The organism is Tardiphaga sp. (assembly GCF_044336785.1).
Taxonomy (GTDB): Bacteria; Pseudomonadota; Alphaproteobacteria; order Rhizobiales; family Xanthobacteraceae; genus Tardiphaga.
In genome coordinates, this window is the sequence record NZ_JBIIOT010000050.1 from 21310 (window position 1) to 37610 (window position 16301).

14 protein-coding genes are annotated in these 16301 nt (G+C 62.7%); 11 read left to right on the plus strand and 3 right to left on the minus strand.

Annotated features, from left to right (window positions below; genetic code table 11):
- The first annotated feature begins 31 nt into the window (after window positions 1–31).
- Genes ACIQ2A_RS15410 through ACIQ2A_RS15430 form a run of 5 tightly spaced genes read left to right on the plus strand, consistent with a single transcriptional unit; the run spans window position 32 to window position 7296 of the window.
- On the plus strand, window positions 32–400 hold the full coding sequence (locus ACIQ2A_RS15410) for a hypothetical protein (RefSeq protein WP_398480639.1): 369 nt from the start codon (window positions 32–34) through the stop codon (window positions 398–400).
- A 56-nt stretch (window positions 401–456) separates the two neighbouring features.
- The gene (locus tag ACIQ2A_RS15415) at window positions 457–1743 is read left to right on the plus strand and encodes an NHLP bacteriocin system secretion protein (protein ID WP_398480641.1); all 1287 of its coding nucleotides are present in this window, start codon (window positions 457–459) and stop codon (window positions 1741–1743) included.
- Window positions 1740–3902: a cysteine peptidase family C39 domain-containing protein gene (locus tag ACIQ2A_RS15420; protein WP_398480643.1), complete on the plus strand. Its 2163-nt coding sequence runs from the start codon at window positions 1740–1742 to the stop codon at window positions 3900–3902. Before ACIQ2A_RS15415 ends, ACIQ2A_RS15420 begins: the two co-directional genes overlap by 4 nt.
- Window positions 3899–6784 carry an NHLP bacteriocin export ABC transporter permease/ATPase subunit gene (locus ACIQ2A_RS15425; RefSeq protein ID WP_398480645.1) on the plus strand — a complete coding sequence of 962 codons (2886 nt, stop codon included), beginning with the start codon at window positions 3899–3901 and terminating at the stop codon, window positions 6782–6784. Before ACIQ2A_RS15420 ends, ACIQ2A_RS15425 begins: the two co-directional genes overlap by 4 nt.
- 8 nt (window positions 6785–6792) lie before the next feature.
- Entirely contained in the window at window positions 6793–7296 is a 504-nt protein-coding gene (locus tag ACIQ2A_RS15430) for a cyclic nucleotide-binding domain-containing protein (RefSeq protein ID WP_398480647.1), read from the plus strand.
- On the opposite strand, the gene ACIQ2A_RS15435 is transcribed toward ACIQ2A_RS15430, so the two are convergent.
- Window positions 7274–7996: a YkgJ family cysteine cluster protein gene (locus ACIQ2A_RS15435; protein WP_398480650.1), complete on the minus strand. Its 723-nt coding sequence runs from the start codon at window positions 7994–7996 to the stop codon at window positions 7274–7276. The two genes, ACIQ2A_RS15430 and ACIQ2A_RS15435, sit on opposite strands and share 23 nt — an antisense overlap.
- 166 nt (window positions 7997–8162) lie before the next feature.
- Window positions 8163–8810, minus strand: a complete 648-nt coding sequence (locus tag ACIQ2A_RS15440) for a TetR/AcrR family transcriptional regulator (protein ID WP_398480652.1) — start codon at window positions 8808–8810, stop codon at window positions 8163–8165.
- A gap of 330 nt (window positions 8811–9140) precedes the next feature.
- Here ACIQ2A_RS15440 and ACIQ2A_RS15445 point away from each other — a divergent pair, with 330 nt between their 5' ends.
- From ACIQ2A_RS15445 to ACIQ2A_RS15465, 5 genes are all read left to right on the plus strand, one after another.
- Complete coding sequence (locus tag ACIQ2A_RS15445; protein ID WP_398480654.1) at window positions 9141–10376, plus strand: acyl-CoA dehydrogenase family protein; 1236 nt, start codon at window positions 9141–9143, stop codon at window positions 10374–10376.
- A gap of 156 nt (window positions 10377–10532) precedes the next feature.
- Window positions 10533–11594 carry a phosphotransferase family protein gene (locus ACIQ2A_RS15450; protein ID WP_398480656.1) on the plus strand — a complete coding sequence of 354 codons (1062 nt, stop codon included), beginning with the start codon at window positions 10533–10535 and terminating at the stop codon, window positions 11592–11594.
- A 128-nt stretch (window positions 11595–11722) separates the two neighbouring features.
- On the plus strand, window positions 11723–12640 hold the full coding sequence (locus ACIQ2A_RS15455; protein ID WP_398480658.1) for a DMT family transporter: 918 nt from the start codon (window positions 11723–11725) through the stop codon (window positions 12638–12640).
- 179 nt (window positions 12641–12819) lie between these two features.
- Window positions 12820–13704: a DMT family transporter gene (locus ACIQ2A_RS15460; protein ID WP_398480660.1), complete on the plus strand. Its 885-nt coding sequence runs from the start codon at window positions 12820–12822 to the stop codon at window positions 13702–13704.
- Between the two features lie 185 nt (window positions 13705–13889).
- The gene (locus ACIQ2A_RS15465) at window positions 13890–14801 is read left to right on the plus strand and encodes a DMT family transporter (protein WP_398480662.1); all 912 of its coding nucleotides are present in this window, start codon (window positions 13890–13892) and stop codon (window positions 14799–14801) included.
- Window positions 14802–14856: 55 nt separating this feature from the next.
- Here the strand turns inward: ACIQ2A_RS15465 and ACIQ2A_RS15470 are convergent, their stop codons facing one another.
- Window positions 14857–15642 carry an SDR family NAD(P)-dependent oxidoreductase gene (locus tag ACIQ2A_RS15470; RefSeq protein WP_398480664.1) on the minus strand — a complete coding sequence of 262 codons (786 nt, stop codon included), beginning with the start codon at window positions 15640–15642 and terminating at the stop codon, window positions 14857–14859.
- A gap of 154 nt (window positions 15643–15796) precedes the next feature.
- Between ACIQ2A_RS15470 and ACIQ2A_RS15475 the strand changes: the two genes are divergently transcribed.
- The coding region (locus ACIQ2A_RS15475) for a histidine phosphatase family protein (protein ID WP_398480666.1) at window positions 15797–16301 on the plus strand (505 nt) is incomplete at its 3' end.

Consider the following 16301-nt stretch of genomic DNA (forward strand, 5'->3'; position numbering starts at 1 on the left):
TTCAACCCGATGACACGATAAGGAAGCAGACATGTCGGACACGACGAAGACAAACGGCGCGGATGCGGCCCAGCAGCCGCCAACGCGCGATTCAGCCATTCACGGCCTGTCCATGGTCTTTGGCGACTCGGTGAAGCATCTCGCCCACATGGCGGATGCGCAGCAGGTCGCGATCATGTCGATGACGGCGGTTCTGGCGATGCTGCCTGGCACAGCGCAGATCGATGCGACCCGGCTCGCGGTGATCGTGCAGGCGCTGACCAAGGGCCGCAAGGATGCCGACCAGATGCGCGAGCGCGTCGCGACCTATGTGTCGATGATCGTCAGTCTCGCAAACAAGCTGCCCGAGGTGGTGGAGAAGGTCGAGGCCGAGAAGGCCAAGACAGTCAAGTCGAACTGAGTTTCGGGTTCGCGGAACGCCAATGCGGCGCCCGCAAGAGACGTTGGGGAACGTAAGTGGCTGAGAAAAAGATTTTTCGCGACGCGGCGCTGGAGCGGCTGTCGACGCCGGATCGGCTCGATCAGGGACTCAAGATCGTCGGCTCGGCCGAGCGGATCGGGCTGGGCGCGCTGATTGCCCTGATCGTCGGCGGCGCCATCTGGGCCTGGATGATCCGGGTCCCGATCATGGTGGGGGGCAGCGGCATCCTGCTCGAGCGTGGTGGCCTGTTCGAAGTCACCAGCGGCAGCCGCGGCCGTCTCATCAATTTCAGCGTTGCGCCGGGAGACAAGGTCAAAGCGGGGCAGGAGATTGCCAAGCTCGACCAGAGCGAAATGCAATCGCAGCTCGAAACGGCAAAAGCAGAGCTGAAGGATTTTCAGGCGGAGCGCGATCAGATTGCCGCGTTCCAGGCGCGCAAGAAACCCATGCTGGCGGCGGTCACGCAACAGAAGCGGCAGGCCTATCAGGATCACATCAAGTTTCTCAGCGATCGTCTCGAACAACTGGTGGTGCGCGACACGGCCAATCGCGACCTGATGGCCAAGGGTTATATCGCCGTGCAAAAGCTGCTCGATACCCAGCTCGAGATCGGGCAGGCTGAGGATCAGCGCCAGCGCGACACCAACGGGCTCAAGGATCTCGATTTCGAGGAAACCAAGCAGCGCATCGCGGACGATCAGGAGCTGATGCAAATCGAGCTCAAGGTTGCGTCGGCCCAGCGCAAGCACGACAATCTGGCGGAGCAGCTCGCGCGCGAGAGCATCGTGAGCAGTCCCTATGATGGCCGCGTTGTCGAGCTCAGGGTCAAGCTTGGCGAAATCGTCGAGCGCGGTTCATCGCTTTTTACCGTGATCCCCAGCAATCTCGCCAATGCGACTGGCCAGATCGGCGAACAGCTGACGGCGATCGTCTACGTGCCGTCAGGCGAGGGCAAGCAGATCAAGCCGGGCATGCGGGTGGCGCTGTCGCCCTCGGTGGCGCCGCGCGAGGAATATGGCTTTCTGATCGGCAAAGTCCGCTGGGTCGCCGAAGTACCGGCGACGCCGGAAGGTATGGCGTATACGCTCAAGAACAAGCAACTGGTGCAGACGCTGTCGAACAATGCAGCACCGATCGAGATCGCTGTCGATCTTGAGAAGGACGCATCGACGCCGAGCGGCTATCAGTGGTCGTCGTCGCGTGGTCCGGATCTTCGCCTGAATGACGGCACGCTCGCACGTGCGGATATCGAGGTGCGGGACATGCCGCTGCTCAGTCTCGTGATCCCGCCGCTGCGCCAGATCCTGGCGTCGAAGTCATGACAGCCGCGATGATGAGCAGCGCCGCGCGGAAGCGGACGCCGACCTTTCTGCAATATGAAGTCGTTGAATGCGGGGCTGCCTGTCTCGGCATGGTGCTCGCGCATTTCGGCCGCTGGGTGTCGCTCGAAGAACTGCGCTATGTCACCGCCGTCAATCGCGACGGCACCCGGGCAAGCAATATCGTCCGCGGTGCGAAACATTACGGTATCGCGGCGAGGGGATTTACCAAGGCGCCGGAAGATCTCGCCACGATGACCATGCCTGTCGTGGTGTTCTGGAATTTCAATCACTTCATCACCGTCGAGGGCATGCGAGGCGGCAAGGTCTGGGTCAATGATCCCGCCACCGGGCCGCGGGTCATGACGTTCACGGAGTTCGATGAAGGTTTTACCGGCGTGGTGCTGACATTCGAGCGGACGCCGGAATTCCAGCCGGGCGGCACCCCGCCATCTCTGTTTGGCAATATTGCTGCGCAATTGGGACGCGTGCGTGTCGGTCTGGCGAGCGTGGTGCTGGCCGGCTTCCTGCTGCTTGTTCCCGGCTTGTTGCTGCCAGGTGTGCAGCGCGCTTTCACCGACTATTTCCTGATCGCCAAGAAGGACACCTTCTTGTTCTGGATCATCGGCGGTCTTGTTGCGCTGGCGATCTCGCGCGCGACCATCGTGCTGCTGCAGCATCACCTGATGGCACGCCTGCAGTTGCGCCTGGGGGTGACATCGAACAGCCAGCTGCTCTGGCACATCCTGCATCTGCCCACCAATTACTTTGCCCAGCGCAATGCCGGCGAGATCGCCGGTCGGACCAGCATTGCCGATCGCTTTACGGGATTGCTTTCGGGCAGTGTCGGTTTCGCAGTCGTCAATCTTCTGACCATCGCCATCTATGCACTGGTAATGATCGGATATAGTCCGAAGCTCACACTGATCGTCGTTACTTTCGCGCTCGTCAATCTCGGGCTGCTGCTGTGGATGGTTCGGTTTCTGGCGGACCTGCATCGCCGCACATTGCAGGACGATGCGCGCCTGCAGGGCACGATGGTGCAGGGCTTTGCCAATCTGGACAGCTATCGCGCCAGTGGTACCGAGGATCTGTTCTTCCGCCGCTGGGCCGGTGCGCATGCCAAGATGCTGAGCGCCGAGCAGAACATGAACCACTATCGGCGGCTGCTGAACAATGCACCGATCTTCCTGAACTCAGTCGCTGGCGTGGCCATCGTCCTGTTCGGCGGGTTTGGCGTGATGGAGGGAACGATCTCCATCGGCATGCTCGTCGCTTTCCAGACCCTGGCGTCCCTGTTCAATGCGCCGATCGCCAGCTTTGTCGGCATCGGCGCGCAGTTGCAGGAGACCCATGGCTATGCCGATCGCATCGGCGACGTGCTGCGTCAGCCGACCGATCCGATGCTCGACGCAAATCGCGAGACTGCGCCATTGCCGACATTCACCGGCCGTGTCGATGTGGAAAAGGTCTCGTTCGGCTATTCGCCAATCTCGCCGCCGCAACTGGTCGATATATCGCTGTCGATCAAGCCCGGATCTCGCATAGGCATTGTTGGCGGGTCCGGTAGCGGCAAGTCGACGCTGGGCCGATTGCTGGTGGCGCTGGCGACGCCGCAGGATGGTGAGATCCGCCTCGATGGCGTGGCGCTGGACAAGATCGACAATACCGCCTTGCGCACCACCGTCGGCTATGTCGATCAAACCACGACGCTGATTTCCGGATCGATCCGGGACAATCTCACCATGTGGGATAGCTCAAGCTCCGATGATCGCATCATGGCGGCAGCCCGGGATGCGGTCGTGCATGATGTGATTGCAGGCCGTCCGAATGCCTATGACGCCAAACTAAGCGAGAATGGCAGTAACTTTTCCGGTGGCGAACGGCAACGTCTCGCAATCGCGCGCGCGCTCGCGTCGGATCCCTGCGTCATCGTGCTGGATGAAGCAATGAGCGCTTTGGATGCGATCGCCGAGATGAATGTTGTCGATAATATCCGTCGCCGCGGCTGCACCTGCATTCTGATTGCGCATCGCATCAGCGCAGTGCGGGATTGCGACGAGATCCTGGTGCTCGATCAAGGCCGTGTCGTCGAACGCGGCGGGCACAGCGAATTGCTAGCCGCTGCCGGCAGCTACAGCCGACTGGTGGGTGCACAATGAATACGATGACTCCCATCAAGATCGACGAAATCGAGACCCAGGCCGGCACGCAGCTTCGCTTCGATCGCGTCGATACCGGCTGGATCATCAAGTCCGGCCGTGCTGAACTGTTTTTGGTGGCGACGGATGACGGCGAACAGGTGTCGCAGCGCCATTTTATCCTCGAGGCGCGCGCCAACGATATTGTTCTGCCTCCGTTGGAGCAGCTGGCGCCGTTGCAATTGATCCTGATCACGCCGGAACCGAGCGTGCTGGCGCCGTTCAAGCTCGATCATCTCGGCGCCGAGACGCTGGTGCGCGGTGGTGCTGATGCCGCCAAGAAGGTCGATCGCTGGATCGCGGGCGTTGCAGGCGCGTTGCGCGCTGTCATTGGTATGCCGCCGCCGGATGCGCGGGCATTGGTGCCCGGCGACCAGGTTGACTGTCAGGCCGAAGCATCGGTCACCGTCAGGTCCGGTGTGGGGTGGATCGAGAGCCGTGATGCCGCGCTGGATTATTGCGATGGCAGTAGGCTTGCGTCACTCGATGGTGTCACGGCGATGGTCGTGGCACCCGGGACCTGGGTGACCGCCGGCGGAGCAGGCACGCTGTCATCCATGGCGACGGGCGACGTCATCACCGAACGACCGACATGGCCGGAGACGCTGCGTATCTTTCATGGGCACGCCTTCCGGGCGATCGGTGGCGTCGTCACCGGCGCGCAGCAAAAGATCGAGAAGCGCATCGCAGCGCGATCGCAGAACAGCGATCGGCTGACCAATCGAGTCGTGGGTTCGTTTCACAGCGTCGCCAAGCGTGGTCGCCGGGCATGGGCTCATGGCGCGCAGGAGGATGAGCGACTGCTCGCCGTCTTCATGATCGTGGCGGATGCAATCGGCCTCGATATTCCCCAGCGCGAGCGCGAAAAGATCGCGCGAGAGATGACGCTCGAGGGCGCAGTGCGGACTGCGCGCGTCAGGCAGCGCCAGGTGGCGCTGCGCGGGGACTGGTGGCAAGAAGATCTCGGCCCGCTGGTCGCCTTTCTCGATGAGGAGCGCCGCGTCGTCGCTTTGCTGCCGACAGGGACCAATCGCTGGAACGTTGTCGATCCTGTGGAGGGCACGTCCGAGATCGTCGATGCCGCGATGGCGGCGCGCATTCTGCCGACAGCGCATATGCTGTATCCGACATTGCCAGATACGCCGATCAACTTCTGGCAGTTTTTCAAATTCTGCATGCGCCGGAACTGGCGCGATCTCGGCCTTGCCGTGTTCGCCGCTGCTGCCAGCGCCGCGCTGTCGCTGGCAACGCCGCTGGCGATGCGCCTTGCTTTTGATCGCTTTATTCCCGGCCATAACGGCCAGCAGCTCATCGAGCTCGCCATCGGGCTGGTGCTTGCGGCAGCGATATCCATCACATTCCGCATTGCCTATGATCGTGCGGCGTTGCGGATCGATGGCCGCGCCGGCGGTGGGCATGCCGCTGCGGTGATGGACCGCGTGCTGCGACTGCCGGAGTCGGCACTGCGATTTGGCCCTGCCGATCTCGCGTCACGTGTTGCCTCGGCCGATCAGGTCCGTCGCTCGCTGTCCAATGTGGTGCTCGCTGGCATTCCGGCGCTGTTCCTGACCTTGGTGAATGGAACGCTGCTGTTCTATTATGCGCCCTGGGCCGCGCTGGTGGCGGTTGGCTGCTTTCTGTTTCTTTGCGCGCTGTCTGCACTCTTCGCACGCCTGCAACGCGAGACGCAGCGGCGTGGCGAGCAGCTGGAATCCGACGTGTTCAACATCGTGTTCCAGCTGGTGCAGGCAATCGGCGTGTTGCGCACCACGGGATCGGAAGCCCGTGCCTTCGCCCATTGGGGTATCGATTTCGCGGAACTGCGGGCGCGCTCATATCGCTCGCGCAAACTCTCGACCACCTTCGAGATGCTGCTGTCGGGTATTGATCTCCTGTGCTGGGCTGGGATGTTCCTGCTGCTCGCTTTGTTGCCCGGTGATCAGTTCACGACCGGCGCATTCATCGCCTTCGTCACAGCCTATGGCGCGTTTTCCGGCAACTCGATGCAGATCGTGCGGAGTGTCGGTACGCTGGTTGGCCTCGAGACCTCATGGGAACGTGCCGCGCCCTTGCTCAGGGCAACGCCCGAGCGTACGGCCGTGCGGCGCGATCCTGGCCAGCTCAGCGGCAAGATCGACGTCACCAATGTCGCCTTCCGCTACGGACCCGACACGCCACCAGCGCTCGGAGGCGTGTCACTGCAGGCTGCAGCCGGCGAATTCATTGCCATTGTCGGCCCGTCCGGCTCCGGCAAATCAACGATGATGCGTTTGCTGCTCGGCCTCGATCAGCCGATGCAGGGCACCGTTCAGTATGATGGCCAGGATCTGCGTCATCTCGATACGGAAATGGTGCGCCGTCAGATCGGCGTCGTGTTACAAAATGGCAGGCTGTTCCCGGGCACGTTGTTCGAGAACATCATGGGCAATTTCGACGGCACCATCGACGATGCCTGGGACGCGGCGCGGCAGGCGGGGATCGAGGACGATATCCGGGCGATGCCGATGGGCATGCACACCGTCGTCACCGAAGCGTCGGCGGCGTTCTCCGGTGGCCAGATCCAGCGCGTCATCATCGCGCGGGCGTTGGTGGGCAAACCGCGCATCCTGTTGTTCGACGAAGCGACCAGTGCGCTCGACAATGTCACCCAGGCGATCATCACCGAGAGCGTTGCCAAGCTTGCAGTGACCCGCGTGGTGATCGCGCATCGCCTCACCACGGTGCGCGAGGCGGACCAGATCTACGTGTTCGACAAGGGGCGCATCGCCCAGCACGGCACATATGATGACCTGATCAAGGCGCCAGGGCCATTCGCCGAATTCGCCAAACGCCAGCTGATCTGAGGCCGCATATGCGCAAGGTACTTCATATTCTGAGCCAGTTGACCGATGAAGACGTCGACTGGATGTCAGAGGCCGGCGAGCGCAGGCGTTATGAGCCGGGCGACATCCTGGTCCGGCAAGGCGAGCCGATCGATGCGCTGATGTTTCTGCTCGATGGCAAGATCGGCGTCGAGGTCGATGGCGTGCGGACGGCGATCTGGGGCAGCGGCGAGATGCTCGGCGAGACGTCGCTGGTGGACGGTGAGCCACCGCCGGTGACGGCAGTGGCGATCGAGCCGACCCACGTGCTGCTTATTGATGGTGGCGTGCTTCACGCAAAGTTCGATGCCGAGCCAGACCTTGCTGTGCGGCTTTATCGGGCGATTGCAGCGTTGCAGTCGATGTATGCGCGATCGAGCGATGGGAATGTGGCGGAGCTCGACGACGATGAGATCGACATGTCGTTGCTGGATACGGTCACCGTTGCAGGCAGCCGTTTTGACCGCATGATCAAGCGGTTGATGACGGCGTAGATTGAGCTTTCGCTGCGGCTGATTTATCGGTCGCGGGAAGTTCCGTCAGCAGCGCCTCGGCCAGCCCCTTCTGCTGCGCCGATAGCCCGCGATCCCGCGCCGCCTGTTCGAGCGCGAAGGTTGCCTCCATATGGATGCGATAATGCGCGGCGTTTTGCTCGACGCCTGAGCCGTCGGCGATCTCTCCAAAGACGACATCATTGCAGCGCGTCACCGAGCGCGAGGTGAAGGCGCGACAGGACAGTGGGCGGACGTCATAGACGGTGCAGCGATTGTCGGCGCCGAGCAGGGGGCAGCGGTGACGGAGTCTTGCCGGATCGTCTGCGTCACGCGCGGCGGCAGCAGCGACCTCCAGTCGACCCTGCAATGCGTCGCGCTCGTCCGGCGAGAAATGGGTGATGATGTGATCGGCCATCATCCGCGCGATGCCGGGCGGGACTTGCACATAGAGATGACAGCAGGCGGCACAGCCGCTGCTGCAGGCGAGCAGTGGCTGGTTCGGGATATGCGCATAGACGCTGGCGCTGGCGGCGCCGGCGAGATCGGCGATGTCGCGCGCGGCTTCAGGCAGGCAGACGACGCCGCAGGCCGAGCGAAAATTGCCGAAAATGGCTTCATAGCGGCCGGACAGCGAGCGCATCAGCTCGCCCACTTCCGCGATGTTGTCCGAGACGAAGTCGATGGCGTCCTGTGCGCTCATGGCAGCGGCATACGCTGCGAATCACCGGCATGTAAGAGGGAAGCGCTCTCTGTCATTGCCCGGCTTGACCCGGCAACCCAGTACACTCGGGCTTCGGAGTGTCACGCGTATGTCCGTGTCTACTGGATTACCCGCTTTCGCGGGTAATGACAGTGAGAGAGACGGTCTATGCCCGTGCTTTTGCCCGCGCCGGTTTGCCCATCAGCGCCGTCACCGCCACTGACACCACGCGGTCGATGATCGCCTGCACATTGTCGAGATCGCACAGGCCGTCCGACATGCGCGTCAGCCGCTCGGTGTCGCGGATGGTCTGGTGCGCCATCGCAAGGGCGAAATGCAGCGCCCAGAAGATGTCGGCCGGGTCGTGATCGGGCAGGGCGCGACGCAGGGCGCCAGCGAAGCGCTTGAGATGATCGACCTCGCGGTTCTTGATCTTGCGGATCGGCGGCACGGATTCGATCGAGGCGCGGATCATGAAGCGCGCGGCATCGGAACGCTGCTTGGCCTCGCCGAGGCAGCCGCGCAGGGTCGGGCCAACCAGCGCGGAGAAGATGTCCTGTGGGGAGGCGCGGCCGCCGCCGGCGTCTTCCGCGGCCTTCAGTTCATGCAGGCGTTCGCGATTGGTGGCGATACTTCGCGTCACGAACAATTCGGCAATCAGCTCGTCTTTCGAGCCGAAGTGGTAATTCACCGCGGCGAGATTGACGTCGGCCGCCGCCACGATGTCTCGCATCGTCACATCGGCAAAGCCGCGCTCGGCATAAAGCCGTTCGGCTGCGGTGATGATGGAGGTGCGTGTGCGGTCTGCTGCCATGCCTTGATCCCTGCGCAAATCCCGTCCCGTGCAATCCGTCCCCTGCGCCCGTCATGGCGCAACATGGCCCCATGCGAGGGGCGCGGATCAGGAAGATTGCTTTTCAAACATCTGTATGAAACTATCGTTTGAGTGAGCGGAATGTCAATGCGGCCGCCTGATGTCGTGGGCGATCGCGTGGCATCCATCTCCGTCTCATCCCGTCGCCCCCGCGATGCGTGTCCGGTGTGAAAGGCGAGCGACAATCCGCTCGTATTTTTCGCTTGCGGACCTGCATCGACGGGACAACAGTGCCGCCAAAGATTTTGAAGAAACAAAGAGGAACGTCCCATGGATTTCACGATGTCGGACCGCCAGCGCGAATGGCTCGAGCGCGTGTCCTCCTTCATGACCAAGCATGTTCGCCCAGCCGTGCCGATCTATAAGCAGCAGGATGAAGCGGGCGAGCGCTGGAAGGTCATCCCGATCATCGAGGAATTGAAGGCGAAGGCGAAGGCCGAAGGCCTTTGGAACATGTTCATGCCGCCGTCGTCGCATGAAGACGACGAATTCCACGGCGCGGGACTGAGCAATCTCGAATACGCGCTGCTGGCCGAACAGATGGGCCATATCGGCTGGGCGTCGGAAGTGTTCAACTGCTCGGCGCCGGACACCGGCAATATGGAAGTGTTCATGCGCTACGGCAGCAAGGAGCACAAACAGAAGTGGCTGAAGCCGCTGATGAATGGCGAGATCCGCTCGGCGTTCCTGATGACCGAGCCGGCCGTCGCATCGTCGGACGCGACCAATATCGAAACCCGCATCGAGCGCGACGGTGATCACTATGTGATCAATGGTCGTAAGTGGTGGTCGTCCGGCGTCGGCGATCCCCGCTGCAAGATCGCCATCGTGATGGGCAAGACCGATCCCAACGCGCCAAAACATCAGGCGCAGTCGCAGATCCTGGTGCCGCTCGACACGCCCGGCATCAAGGTCGAAAAGATGCTGCCGGTGTTCGGCTTCGACGATGCGCCGCATGGCCATGCCCAGGTGCTGCTCGAAAATGTGCGCGTGCCGAAGGAAAACATCCTGCTCGGCGAGGGCCGCGGCTTCGAGATCGCGCAGGGCCGTCTCGGTCCGGGGCGCATCCATCACTGCATGCGCACCATCGGCAAGGCCGAGGAAGCGCTGGAGAAGATGGTGCGCCGCCTGCAGTCGCGCACGGCCTTCGGCAAGAAAATCATCGAGTTCTCGGTGTGGGAAGAGCGCATCGCGCAGGCCCGCACCGATATCGAGCTGAACCGTCTGCTCTGCCTCAAGGCCGCCGACATGATGGACAAGGTCGGCAACAAGACCGCGCAGCTCGAAATCGCGATGATCAAGGTCTCCGGCCCCAATATGGCGCTGAAGATCATCGACAATGCGATCCAGGCCTATGGCGGCGCCGGCGTGTCGGATGATGCGGGGCTTGCGAAGGACTATGCGTCCATGCGCACGATGCGTCTGGCCGACGGTCCGGATGAGGTGCATAATCGGGCCATCGCACGGCTCGAACTGAAGAAGTACGCGAACGAGGCGAAGCACTGAAGACCGCACGACATTCGGTTGTCATCTCCGCGAAAGCGGGGATCCAGTAGACACCGGCGTTTGTTGTAATCGACACGTCAGCGTTTACTGGATCGCCCGGTCAAGCCGGGCGATGACAATTGAAGGCGTGGCGACAATAAGAAACGAGGACACAACGTGACCGATGGTGTGAAGCGCGACGACGAATATAACGGTACGCGGCCAGTCGAGGACCGGCATCGCTTCGATGAGCTGCGCCTCGAAGCCTGGATGAAGGAGCATGTGGAGGGCTATGAAGGCCCGCTGACCGTGCTGCAGTTCAAGGGCGGCCAGTCCAACCCCACCTATCGGCTCAACACGCCGAAGCGCTCCTATGTGATGCGCCGCAAGCCGTTCGGCAAATTGCTGCCATCGGCGCATGCGGTCGATCGCGAATACAAGGTGATCGCAGCACTGGGCAAGCAGGGCTTCCCTGTGGCCAAGGCCTATGCGCTCTGCACCGATGATGCCGTGATCGGCTCGGCCTTCTACATCATGTCGATGGAAGACGGCCGCATCTTCTGGGACCCCGCACTTCCCAATGTCGACAGAGGCGAGCGCCGCGCGATCTTCACCGCGAAGATCGAGACGCTGGCGCAATTGCACAGCTACGATCCCGAAAAGATCGGGCTCGGTGATTTCGGCCGTCCCGGCAACTACTTTGCACGCCAGGTCGATCGCTGGACCAAGCAGTATCGCGCCTCCGAGACGCAGCTCATCCCCGAGATGGAGCGGCTGATCGAATGGCTGCCGACCTCGGTGCCCGAGCAGGAGCGCGTGTCGGTGGTGCATGGCGACTACCGCATCGACAACATGGTGTTCCAGTCGACGCAGCCGAAAGTGCAGGCGGTGCTGGACTGGGAGCTGTCCACCCTCGGCGATCCCATGGCGGACTTCACCTATCTGTTGATGCAGTGGATCATGCCGGGTCTCGAAAACCTTGATTACAAGGCGCTCGATATCCCGACCATGGATGAGGCGGCAAAGATCTATTGCGATTATGCAGGCCGCAAGGATGTGCCGGATCTGAACTGGTACTATTGCTACAATCTGTTCCGGCTCACGGGCATTCTGCAGGGCATCGCCGGCCGCGTCCGCGACGGCACCGCATCCTCCGCCAAGGCGATGGAATCGGCCAAGCGGACGGTGCCGCTCGCCCAGGCGTCGTGGAAATACGCGCAGCTCGCCGGCGCCAAATAGCGGATCTGTCGATCTGAAGAGTGCGCAAAGCGGTGCTGGCCCGCTCTTTTCAGCCGAGACGCTTTGATGGGCACGGCGCAGACACGCCGTGCCCATCTGACATGCTCTTTTCCATCTCGGCGGTCATCTTGGCGCTGTCTCCCAATCTCACCGGCAGTCTGTTCATGGCCGGCGCCATGGCGACCTTCTGCGCCACCGATGCGATCTCGAAGTACCTGCTGCCGCAGATGAATTTCGGGCAGCTGGTGCTGTTGCGCGGCATCGTGGCGGGGACGCTGATCACGGCGCTGGCCGCGCATCGCGGCGCGCTGCGGCCGCTGCGCGTGCTGTTCGTGCGGCCGGTGGCGCTGCGCATCATCGGCGAGGTGGTGGGCACGATCTTCTTTTTGCAGGCGATCACGCATCTGCCGCTCGCCAATGTCTCGGCGATCATCCTGTCGCAGCCGCTGGCGATCACGCTGGGCGCGGTACTGCTGTTCGGCGAACGGGTTGGCTGGCGGCGCTGGCTCGCGATTGCGGCGGGCTTTATCGGCGTGCTGATCATCGTGAAGCCCGGGGCGGCAGGCTTCAACCAGTTCACATTGCTGGCGCTGTGCTCGGTGGCGTTCTACGCGCTGCGTGATCTCGCCACCAAGCAGATCCCGACCGAGGTCCCGGCACTGTTTGTTACACTGCTGACGACGATCTCCATGACGTCGGTGGGCGGCCTGCTGATGATGCCGCTCGGCGGCTGGGCGACGCCATCAGCGTCGTCGCTGGCGCTGCTGGCAGCGGCCGCCGTGCTGGTGCTGATCGGCTATCAGTGCGTGATCATGGCGTTGCGTGTCGGCGATATCTCGGCCGTCGCGCCGTTTCGCTACACGCAACTGCTGTGGGCGATGTTGCTTGGCTATTTCATTTTCGGCGATATGCCCGATGGCGCGATGATCCTCGGCGCCGCGATCATTGTTGCCTCCGGTCTCTACACCTTTCATCGCGAACATGTTCGCAACCGCGAGATGCTGATGGTTGCGAAGGCCGGGAGCACGCCGACCGACGGGCCATAGTCGCGCGCGTCATGTAGATCTGCTGAGCCCACCGGCGTGTGTACTGTCTGGTTTGCGCTGCGTTTTTCGTGCACATGACGGTGCGTCACGCGCAGGCTCCGGGGCTCCTCCGGCAACTCTTCTCAAGAAACATCCGGGCGGAAACCTTGCCTCTCTCTCCGAATATGCGCGGAAGCCTGATGATGGCCGTGGCCATGGCGGGCTTCAGCATGAACGACGCCACCACCAAATATCTCACCGTCGATATGAATTTCGGCCAGGTGATGCTGGTGCGCGGCTCGCTCTCCATCGTGCTGGTGTTCGCGCTGGCCTGGTATCAGCGGGCGCTGCGGCCGGTCAGCGTGCTGTTCAAGCTGCCGGTGGCGTTGCGCGTATGCGGCGAGATCGGCGGCACCGCGACCTTCCTGGCCGCGATCACCCATCTGCCGCTCGCCAATGTCTCGGCAATTTTCCAGTCGCTGTCGCTGGCGATCACGCTCGGCGCAGCGCTGATCTTCGGCGAGCCGGTGGGATGGCGGCGCTGGCTGGCGATCGTGGCCGGCTTTGTCGGCGTCCTGATCGTGGTGCGGCCGGGCGCCGAGGGCTTTAACCAGTTCACCGTGCTAGCCCTGATCTCGGTGTGCTTCTGCGTGGTCCGGGATCTGGCCACCAGCCGCATCCCCAAGGAGGTGCCGTCGGTGTTCGTCACGCTGCTGACGACCTTTGTGGTCACCATTGTCGGTGGCTGTCTCATCGTGCCGCTCGGCGGCTGGACGCCGATGTCGGGGCGCTCGATGAGCTTCCTGCTGGTCGCCGCCGTACTGGTGCTGATCGGCTACCAATGCGTGATCATTGCGCTACGGGCAGGGGAAATCTCCGCCGTGGCGCCGTTCCGCTACACGCAACTGCTATGGGCCATGGGGCTCGGCTATCTCATCTTCGGCGACGTCCCGGATGCCGCGATGATCGTCGGCGCTGCGGTGATCGTCGGCTCCGGCCTGTATGCCTTCCACCGCGAGCGCATCCGCAATCGGGAGATGCTGGTGGCGGCGAAAGCATCGGCACCTCCGACGGAAGGGGTATGACGCGTTCTCGGCCGTCATCCTGAGATGCGCGCGCAGCGTCTCGACCGGCATCCACGACCTATGCTCAGAATGTAAGCGAGGCATGCGCAGGCCTTCGTCTTGACCTCGCTTGCGGCATCCCGCACAGAGCATGCTGCGCTGCAGCGAATTTCCGCCGCGGCAACCCGATCGCCCCGGACGCCGTCTTGCCTCTCTCGCCCAATATCCGTGGAATTCTGCTCATGGCAGCATCCATGGCCAGCTTCAGCATCAATGATGCGATCGCCAAATTCCTGACGGTTCAGCTCCATTTCAGCCAGGTGATGATGCTGCGCGGGCTGTTTGCCAGCGTGCTGATCGGTGCGCTGGTCGTGCACCAGGGGGCGTTGCGGTCGCTCCGCGTGCTGCGGTCGTGGCCGGTGTCGCTGCGCATCGCCGGGGAGATCGGTGGCTCCGCGCTGTTTCTGATTGCCGTGAGTGCGCTGCCACTCGCCAATGTCACGGCCATCGTTCAGGCCATGCCGCTGGTGCTGACGTGTGGCGCGGTGCTGCTGCTGGGCGAGCCGGTGGGCTGGCGGCGCTGGCTGGCGATCGCGGCGGGTTTCATCGGCGTGCTGATCATCGTGCGGCCGGGCGCCGACGGGTTCAGCCAGTTCACGCTGGTGGCGCTGCTGTCGGTCGGCTTCTATGCGATGCGCGATCTCGTCACCAAACAGATCCCCACGCAGATCCCGACCCTGTTCGTCTCCTTTCTCACCACCATCGCCGTGGCGCTGGCGGGGGCTGCTTTCACCGCGGTGCATGGCGACTGGACGGTGCCGTCCGCGCATCTGCTCTTGCTGCTGGCAATGGCCGGTGCGACGACGGTGATCGGATTCCAGTGCGGCATCCTCGCACTGCGCGTCGGCGACGTGTCGTCGGTGGCGCCGATGCGCTATTCGCAGATGCTGTATGCGATGCTGCTCGGCTATCTGGTGTTCGGCGACGTGCCCGATGCGGCGATGGTCATCGGCGCCACCATCATCGTGCTGTCCGGCATCTATACGTTTCACCGCGAGCGCGTGCGCAACCGGCTGCTGGCGAGCAACACACCGCCGTCGCCGCCTGACGGGGTGTAGTATCTCTCCGCTGCCTTCGCCCGGTCTGACCGGGCGAAGGTGATGACAGGACGAGTCAGATCGGCTTGCCCGCATAGGGCATCGATGCCGTCAGACCGCCATCCACCGGGATCGCCTGCCCATTGACGTATGACGCCTCATCGCTCGCCAGGAACAGGCCCATGGCCGCGAGCTCATGCGGCTGGCCGGCGCGCTTGAGCGGATTGAGCTGGCCGATCTTGTCCTCGGTGCCGCGCTGCTTGGCGCGGTCGAATACGGGCTTGGTCATGCCGGTCTCGATCAGGCCGGGACACACGGCGTTGATGCGCACACCGGTGCCGGACAGCGAATAGGCGGTTGTCTGGACGAGGCTGATCACGCCGGCCTTGCTCGATGCATAGGGATGACCCGAGGCGCCGGACTTCAGGCCCGCAACGGACGCGGTGAGCACGATGGAGCCAAAGCCCTGTTTGGTCATATGCGGCATCGAATGTTTGATGGCGAGGAACGGGCCGATCAGATTGATGCGCAAAATTTCCTGCCACTGATCGACGGTCTGCTCGAGCAATGGCACGAGGCCGCCGGAGACGCCGGCATTGGCCCAGATCGCATCGAGCTTGCCATAGCTGGACACGGCCTTGTCGATGAAGGCTTTGACGTCGCTCTCGGAACCGGCATCGGCGCTGACCGCCTGCGCAGTGCCGCCGGCATCGGTGACGAGCTTTGCGGTCTCATGAATGCTGTCGCTGCGATCGACGATGATCAGCTGTGCGCCTTCCCTGGCGAAGAGCTGTGCTGCGGCGCGGCCGATGCCGCTGCCGGCGCCGGTGATGACGACGGATTTGCCTGCAAGGCGGCCCATGTTTCTCTCCTGAGATTGTTCGTTGTCTATTTCTTGAGCGGACTGCCGCCACATGGAATTCATCATCGCGCGTCACCTTGTGTTGCGCGAAGATGCTTGAGGCATCGCGCGCGCTGACGTACGACAAACGAAACGATATTGAAGGGTGGGTCCGATGTCCAACACCGAAAAACCGTTCGTCGCGCAACACAGTGTTCCCTCTGGCGTGACGGCGACGCGGTGGTGGTGGGTGCGGCATGCGCCGGTGCGCAATGACGGCGGCAATATCTACGGCCAGAAGGACATGGATTGCGATTGCAGCGATCGCGTCGTGTTCAATGCGGTCAGCAAGATCCTGCCGCGCGATGCGGTGTGGGTGTCGAGCAACCTGAAGCGCACGCATCAGACGGCACATGCGATCTGGGACGCCGGCTTTCCGAAGCCGGATGCCATGCCGCATGAATCCGATTTTGCCGAACAGCATCTCGGCGACTGGCAGGGCATGAACCGCGCCGATTTCTTCGCCAGCCGTCCCGTCAATGTCGGCAGCTACTGGTTCGCGCCCATCGACGAGCCGTCGCCGAATGGCGAAAGTTTCATGGACCTCTACAACCGCGTCCGCCGCGGTATCGATCGCATCACCGCGGCGCATGCGGGCAGGGACATCGTCGCCGTCGCCC

Coding starts and splice junctions, on each gene's coding strand:
- ACIQ2A_RS15425 (WP_398480645.1), top strand. CDS start 3,899: ATGAATACGATGACTCCCATCAAGATCGACGAAATCGAGACCCAGGCC.
- ACIQ2A_RS15445 (WP_398480654.1), top strand. CDS start 9,141: ATGGATTTCACGATGTCGGACCGCCAGCGCGAATGGCTCGAGCGCGTG.
- ACIQ2A_RS15470 (WP_398480664.1), bottom strand. CDS start 15,642: ATGGGCCGCCTTGCAGGCAAATCCGTCGTCATCACCGGCGCCGGCAGC.
- ACIQ2A_RS15460 (WP_398480660.1), top strand. CDS start 12,820: ATGATGGCCGTGGCCATGGCGGGCTTCAGCATGAACGACGCCACCACC.
- ACIQ2A_RS15435 (WP_398480650.1), bottom strand. CDS start 7,996: ATGAGCGCACAGGACGCCATCGACTTCGTCTCGGACAACATCGCGGAA.
- ACIQ2A_RS15440 (WP_398480652.1), bottom strand. CDS start 8,810: ATGGCAGCAGACCGCACACGCACCTCCATCATCACCGCAGCCGAACGG.
- ACIQ2A_RS15410 (WP_398480639.1), top strand. CDS start 32: ATGTCGGACACGACGAAGACAAACGGCGCGGATGCGGCCCAGCAGCCG.
- ACIQ2A_RS15430 (WP_398480647.1), top strand. CDS start 6,793: ATGCGCAAGGTACTTCATATTCTGAGCCAGTTGACCGATGAAGACGTC.
- ACIQ2A_RS15420 (WP_398480643.1), top strand. CDS start 1,740: ATGACAGCCGCGATGATGAGCAGCGCCGCGCGGAAGCGGACGCCGACC.